We start from the raw sequence: 6,392 nt of genomic DNA, 5'->3' as shown, positions 1-6,392 counted from the left end.
GGCCAGGCGCGGCACCGGCAGGGGGGAAGCGGCGGCCCGGGCCGAGGCCGGATCCTCGCCCGATCTCAGGATGGCCAGGCGCGTCATCGCCGGGCCGATCGCCTCGAAGACCACCACCGCCCCGAGGGCGACCGGCAGGATGGGGCCCGCCATGTCCGGGAACTTCTCCTGCACGATGAAGGCGAGGCCGATGGCCATGCTCGCCTGGGGCACCAGGCCGCAGCCGAGGTACCTGCGGCAGGCCGGGTCGGCGCCCGCGATCGTGGCGCCGATCGCCCCGCCGAAGAGCTTGCCGGCGAGGCGCCCGCCCACGTAGGCGACGCCGATCCAGCCCATGGTCGCAAGCTCCGAGAGGTGAAGGGACGCCCCCGAGAGGGTGAAGAACATGATGAGCAGCGGCCCCTCCATCGCCTTGACCAGGTCGAAGACCTGGACCTTGACCGGAACGGCGTTGGCGACGGTCGCCCCGAAGACCAGCATCGTCAGGAGGACCGACAGGTGAAGCCCCTCGCAGGCCCCGGCCCCGAGCAGGATCAGGCCGATGGTCGGCAGCTTGAGGCTGTCGCGGCCGTAGGGGGTCAGGGACCAGGCTCGCAGCCCGAGCGCGAGCAGCACCCCCAAGAGGGCGGAGCCGCCGAGCTCGCGCAGCGGGGAGAGGAGGGCCTCTTGCCAGGCGAAGGCCGCCGAGCCCCGGTGCACGACCTCGACCACGGGCAAGAGGAGGTTGAAGAGCACCATCTCGACCAGGCTGTTGAGGGCGATGACGGCGAGCAGGGTCTTGACCAGCTCGCCCTTGGCGCGCAGCTCGCGGATGACGCCGAGGGTGGCGGCCGGATCGGTGGTGCCCGCGATCGCCCCCATCAGGAGCGCGATCTCGAGCGGCGCACGGGCGAGGACCAGAAGGCCCGAGACCAGGACGAAGGTCAGGAGGCACTGGACGAGCGTGATCGACAGGAAGCGAGGCCCCAGCTTGCGCAGCTCCTGGAGCTTGAATTCCTCGCCCAAGAGAAAGAAGATCGTCGCCAGGCAGAAGGCCGAGAGGGGCTTCAGGGCCCCGAGGGTCGGCTCGCCCACCAGGTGGAGGGCCGAGGGCCCCACGGCGACCCCCACCAGGAGGTAGCCCGTGACCGCGGGCAGGCCCAGGCGCCTGAACAGACGGGCGCAGGCGAAGCCCAAGAGGACCAGGAGGCCGAGGTAGAGCAGGGTCATCGGCTCACCCCCGAGAGGGTCTTGTCCCCCTGGAAGCAGCGGAAGTGCGAGACCTTCCAGGTGCACAGCATTCCCGAGTAGGGGGCAGAAAAGCCACCGAGCAGCTTCTCGGCCGCGGCGATCACCCCGGGGGTCGCCTCCTCGGGCACCACGGCGAGCACGGTCTTCCCGAGCTCGCGATCGCTGCCCTCGAGGCCCAGCTGGCGGGCGAGGGAAGGGTAGGCCCCGAGCCACGCGAGGAACTCGAGGCCCTGGCTGTCATAGACGGTGGCGCCGGGGGCCCCGGCGTCCTTGATGGCTCCCAGTAGCGGCTGCAAGCGCTCGCTCGAGGGCAGGATGATCAAGACGGCATCCATCACGGTGGTCTCCTTTCGGTAGGGGCCGAGACCCCGCGGCATGACCCACCCAGCGTACGAGCGGCGTCCTGCGTCGCCGTGAACGCACCGTGACCCGCAAGCTACGAATCACCCGCGCGCCAAAAATCCCCCGGCGACTGGTCGCCGGGGGATTGGAGGAGCGGCCTGACCCTGGCTAGGCGGCGCTTACGAACGGCGCACCGGCACCGGCACCAGGCTCAGGCGGCGAAGGGTCCGCAGGCGGCTTTGATGCTCCAGCAACAGCAGGGCGGCGCACCCACACAACAGCATGGCGATCATCGATACCTCCTCTCGGGAGCCCGAGCGGGGATGTCTCTCCCGGCTCCCGGCCTGACGGCCAAATGTGTCGCAATATTAAGCCCGACGCCTGGCTGCGTCAACAGACAAGCACCCCCACTTCCAGTCACCACGGCACCTTCCGGCCACCCCACGGCCCCGGGGAATTAAATCTTGATTAATTGCTTAACGAGGGCGCGACGCGGCGTCGGCCAGGAGGTGCTGACCACGCCGCTTTTCGCCCCTCGGTCACCATGCACAGGGGGTGTTGTGCACTTGAAAACGGCGCGGTGACTGCCTCCTAGCGATCTCTTGCCTTAACCGGGATGCGTTGACAAGGACCGTCGCTTGATGTTACAAATCGTTACACAAAAGCAGCCGATACTTCGGACTGAAGAAGCTCACGACTTCAAGTCAACATGTCACCTCCATAGCAGACAACCTCGCACCATCATGGCCGTCCTCCGATCCAGAAAGGAGGTCCTTCTGCGCGGCCGATGGCTCTGGGTGAAGCCCGGTCGAATCGCCTTCACCCAAGGTGTGTGTGTGTGTCCAAAGCTTTGAAACCACAGCTCAGAGAGGTGAGTGACATGACCAACGCGAGCAAGAAGGCTCTTTTTGCCCTGACGCTCTCCGTGACCGCGGTCGCCGGTTGCGCCAAGTCGCCGAGCCAAACCCCGGCCCCCGTGGCGCCGACCGACACGGCCAAGGTGGTCGACATCGACCACGTCAAGAACGCCGGCGGCGAGATCCTGCAGACCCCGGTCTGCCCGCAGCCGGGCCTCTGGAACGCCGACTGCCGCTTCATCGCCTTCACCGCCTGCCGCCAGGAGAAGATCGGCCAGGTGGTCAAGGACAAGAAGTACTACTCCCCCTACAAGGACGCTTCCGGCAACATCGGCTACCAGGAGTCCGCCGGCGGGACCTACGAGGAGTACACCGACGGCAACGGCCACAAGCAGTACCGCCAGGTCCTCAAGGTCCGCTCGGCGGGCGGCCTCTTCCTCTGGGACGAGGCGATCTGCGACGTCTACATCCTGAACGGCGCGCTGGCCGGCCTCAACTCGGACGCGACGGGGATCAACGACACCAACAAGCAGGTCCAGGGGCCCGGCAGCTGCTCGGAGCTCGAGCAGCTCAACCCCTACGCCTTCGCCGACGGCAAGGTGCTCTTCAGCTGGGGCCACGAGGTCTACTACTGGGACATGGTGGCCGAGGCCCGCGTCACCGTGGCCTTCGACGGCCAGAGCGATCGCTTCGGCGGCCCCCGCGCCGTCGTCACCGCCGACGGGCTGCTCTTGGCCTACGTCAGCAACAAGGGCACCGTCGTGCTCAAGGAGACCGACGGCGCCTACTTCACCAAGACCCGCGAGCTCACCAAGATCGCGGCCGAGGCCAACGCCCTGTTCAACGACGGCTACAAGGGCTACGGCAACCGGGGCGTCATCTACGACCTGGGCATCTCGGGTGACGGCCGCTGGATGGTCGTCAACATCGACGGGCTGCTCTACCTCTACGACGTCATCAACCCGCACCTGTTCCAGCTCCTGCCCTTGAGCGGCGAGGCGCTGGCGGGTCAGCCCGACCGCATCGGCCACGTGGCCATCAACTTCGACGGCCGCTTCGTCGCCTTCACCGTCGGCAAGATCCCGGTGGACTACCAGTACGAGCCGGGCCGGTACGATTCCCGCCTGTTGGTCCTCGACCGCCAGAGCGGCCTGATCGACACCGTCCCCTACGCCAACCTCGGCGACACCATCAGCGGTGCCGACCACAGGAGCAAGGCCGTCATCCTCGACCCGGTCTTCTGCCTCGACGGCCGCAGCCTGCTGTTCGAGACCAGCGTCGGCGGCAACTTCCGCATCTGGAAGTACGACATGCTGACCGAGACCCTGCGCGGCATGGTCATCCTCAACAGCGTACTGGGCAGCCTGGGCACCGACGTGCTCGTCTCGGATCCCGTCCTCGACCCCTAGGCCACGGGCCCCAATCCCTGGGGGGCGCTCGCTCGGGCGCCCTCCTTCCCTCGTGCGCGGGCACGAGCAGCCCCAGGCGCGTCGGAAGACGCCGGGCATTTGTCGGGCGTTGGCCGCGCTGAGCGGTGTGAGGACACCGTTCGGCTGGACGCGCTCATCCGCTCAGAGAGGTGTGTGTCATGAGTCTTGCGAGAAAGAAGGCGCTCTGCGCCTTGACGCTGTCGATCGCGGCGATCGCCGGCTGCGCGAAGGCGCCGAGCCAAACCCCGGCCCCGCCCCCAGGCGAGCAAGGGCCGGTGATCGTCAACCCCAACGGCCTCCATGAGCCGCCGCCCGACATCGTGCCTCCCTGCCCGCAGCCGGGCCTCTGGAACGCCGATTGTCGCTTCATCGCCTTCAGCGCCTGCCGCAACCTGAAGTTCCTGCCCAAGCTCGAGGGTTACATCTCGGCCACTCAAGTCGTGACCAACCCGGACGGCAGCACCGCGAGCGTGCATGCCGAGAGCTACGCCTCGACCTCGGGCAGCGGCAACAGCAGCGGCGCCGCCGGCATCGAGGCGACCGCCGAGGGAGACGGCAGCGCCGCGGCTGGAGGGGGCACCGACATCCAGACCGGCGACTGGTCGGCCGAGAGCTCCGCCACGGCATACGCCCAGGCGGGTGGAGCCCAGGCCGGCGTCTCGACCTCGGTCAAGGCCGAGTACTTCGTGCGGCCGGCAGGCAGCCTCTTCCTGTGGGACGAGGCCGTTCACGACGTCTACATCCTCAACGGCGCGCTCGCGGGCCTCAACGACGATGCGACCTCGCTCAACGCCACCAACAAGGAGGTCCGGGGGCCCGGCAGCTGCTCGGAGCTCGAGCAGCTCAACCCCTTGGCCTTCGCCGACGGCAAGGTGCTCTTCAGCTGGGGCCACGAGGTCTACTACTGGGACATGGTCTCCGAGAGCCGCGTCACCGTGGCCTTCGACGGCCAGAGCGAGCGCTACGGCGGTCCCCGCGCCACCGTCAGCGCCGACGGGCTGCTGTTGGCCTACGTCAGCAACAAGGGCACCGTCGTCCTCAAGGAGACCGACGGCGCCTACTTCACCAAGACCCGCGAGCTCACCAAGATCGCGGCCGAGGCCAACGCCCTGTTCAACGACGGCTACCACTACGACAAGCGCAGGGGGGTCATCTACGACCTGGGCCTCTCGGGTGACGGCCGCTGGATGGTCGTCAACATCGACGGGCTGCTCTACCTCTACGACGTCATCAACCCGCACCTCTTCCAGCTCCTGCCCTTGAGCGGCGAGGCGCTCGCGGGCCGGCCCGACCGCATCGGCCACGTGGCCATCAACTTCGACGGCCGCTTCATCGCCTTCACCGTCAACCACCGCCCGGTGGACCAGCAGTACGAGCCGGGCCGGTTCGACACCCGCCTCTTGGTCCTCGACCGCCAGAGCGGCCTGATCGACACCGTCCCCTACGCCAACCTCGGCGACACCATCAGCGGCGCCGACCGCAAGGGCAAGGACATCATCCTCGACCCGCTCTTCTGCAACGACGGCCGCAGCCTGCTGTTCGAGACCAGCGTCGGCGGCAACTTCCGCATCTGGAAGTACGACATGCTGACCGAGACCCTGCGCGGCATGGTCATCCTCAACAACGCGCTGGGCGACCTGGGCACCGACGTGCTCATCTCGGACCCCGTCCTCGACCCCTAAGCCACGGGAGCGACTCCCGGGGGGGCGCCCAAATGGGCGCCCTCCTCCCCTCGTGTGTGTGCGCTTGATCCGATTCTGCTCAGAGAGGTGTGTCGCATGGCCAACTCGACCAAGAAGGCGCTCTGCGCCTTGACGCTCTCGGTTTCGGCGATCGCCGGCTGTGCCCAGGGCGCGCCGAACACCCCGAACCCCCAGCCGCAACCCGGCAACACCAACGGCGGCCCCGTGGTCATCAACCCGGGCGACATCAAGGACACCACGCCCCCCGTCCCCGTCTGCCCGCAGCCGGGCCTCTGGAACGCCGACTGCCGCTTCATCGCCTTCACCGCCTGCCGCCAGGAGAAGATCGGCCAGGTGGTCAAGGACAAGAAGTACTACTCCCCCTACAAGGACGCCTCCGGCAACATCGGCTACCAGGAGTCCGCCAACGGGACGTACGAGGCGTACACCGACGGCAACGGCTACAAGAAGTACCGCCAGGTCCTCAAGGTCCGCTCGGCGGGCGGCCTCTTCCTCTGGGACGAGGCGCTCCACGACGTCTACATCCTGAACGGCGCGCTGGCCGGCCTCAACGAGCACGTCTCGGGCATCGACGACACCAACAAGGAGGTCCAGGGACCCAGCAGCTGCTCGGAGCTCGAGCAGCTCAACCCCTACGCCTTCGCCGACGGCAAGGTGCTCTTCAGCTGGGGCCACGAGGTCTACTACTGGGACATGGTGGCCGAGGCCCGCGTCACCGTGGCCTTCGACGGCCAGAGCGCCACGTTCGGCGGCCCCCGCGCCGTCGTCACCGCCGACGGCCTGCTGTTGGCCTACGTCAGCAACAAGGGCACCGTCGTGCTCAAGGAGAC

General features: G+C 67.8%; 5 protein-coding genes. 3 read left to right on the top strand and 2 right to left on the bottom strand.

The genetic code is table 11. The features are described 5' to 3' along the window. Nucleotides 1-1,209, bottom strand: a 1,209-nt coding sequence (locus tag V6D00_07210; GenBank protein HEY9898955.1) for a cation:proton antiporter, incomplete at its 3' end; no start/stop codon positions are given. Next, nucleotides 1,206-1,565 (bottom strand): hypothetical protein, encoded by a 360-nt coding sequence (locus V6D00_07205; protein HEY9898954.1) that lies wholly within the window; start codon nucleotides 1,563-1,565, stop codon nucleotides 1,206-1,208. The genes V6D00_07210 and V6D00_07205, both read right to left, overlap by 4 nt. Nucleotides 1,566-2,452: 887 nt before the next feature. Here V6D00_07205 and V6D00_07200 point away from each other — a divergent pair. The 3 genes from V6D00_07200 to V6D00_07190 all read left to right on the top strand — a co-directional run. After that, the gene (locus V6D00_07200; GenBank protein ID HEY9898953.1) at nucleotides 2,453-3,838 is read left to right on the top strand and encodes a hypothetical protein; all 1,386 of its coding nucleotides are present in this window, start codon (nucleotides 2,453-2,455) and stop codon (nucleotides 3,836-3,838) included. Nucleotides 3,839-4,017: 179 nt separating this feature from the next. Beyond that, entirely contained in the window at nucleotides 4,018-5,541 is a 1,524-nt protein-coding gene (locus tag V6D00_07195; protein HEY9898952.1) for a hypothetical protein, read from the top strand. A gap of 96 nt (nucleotides 5,542-5,637) precedes the next feature. Then, a partial coding sequence (locus V6D00_07190; GenBank protein ID HEY9898951.1) for a hypothetical protein occupies nucleotides 5,638-6,392 on the top strand: 755 nt, incomplete at its 3' end.

It is taken from the genome of Pantanalinema sp., assembly GCA_036704125.1.
Classification (GTDB): domain Bacteria; phylum Cyanobacteriota; class Sericytochromatia; order S15B-MN24; family UBA4093; genus JAGIBK01.
The sequence above is the reverse complement of the archived record's forward strand: the minus strand, read 5'-3'. Positions and strand labels throughout refer to the sequence as shown.

Coding starts and splice junctions, on each gene's coding strand:
- V6D00_07195 (HEY9898952.1), top strand. CDS start 4,018: ATGAGTCTTGCGAGAAAGAAGGCGCTCTGCGCCTTGACGCTGTCGATC.
- V6D00_07200 (HEY9898953.1), top strand. CDS start 2,453: ATGACCAACGCGAGCAAGAAGGCTCTTTTTGCCCTGACGCTCTCCGTG.
- V6D00_07205 (HEY9898954.1), bottom strand. CDS start 1,565: ATGGATGCCGTCTTGATCATCCTGCCCTCGAGCGAGCGCTTGCAGCCG.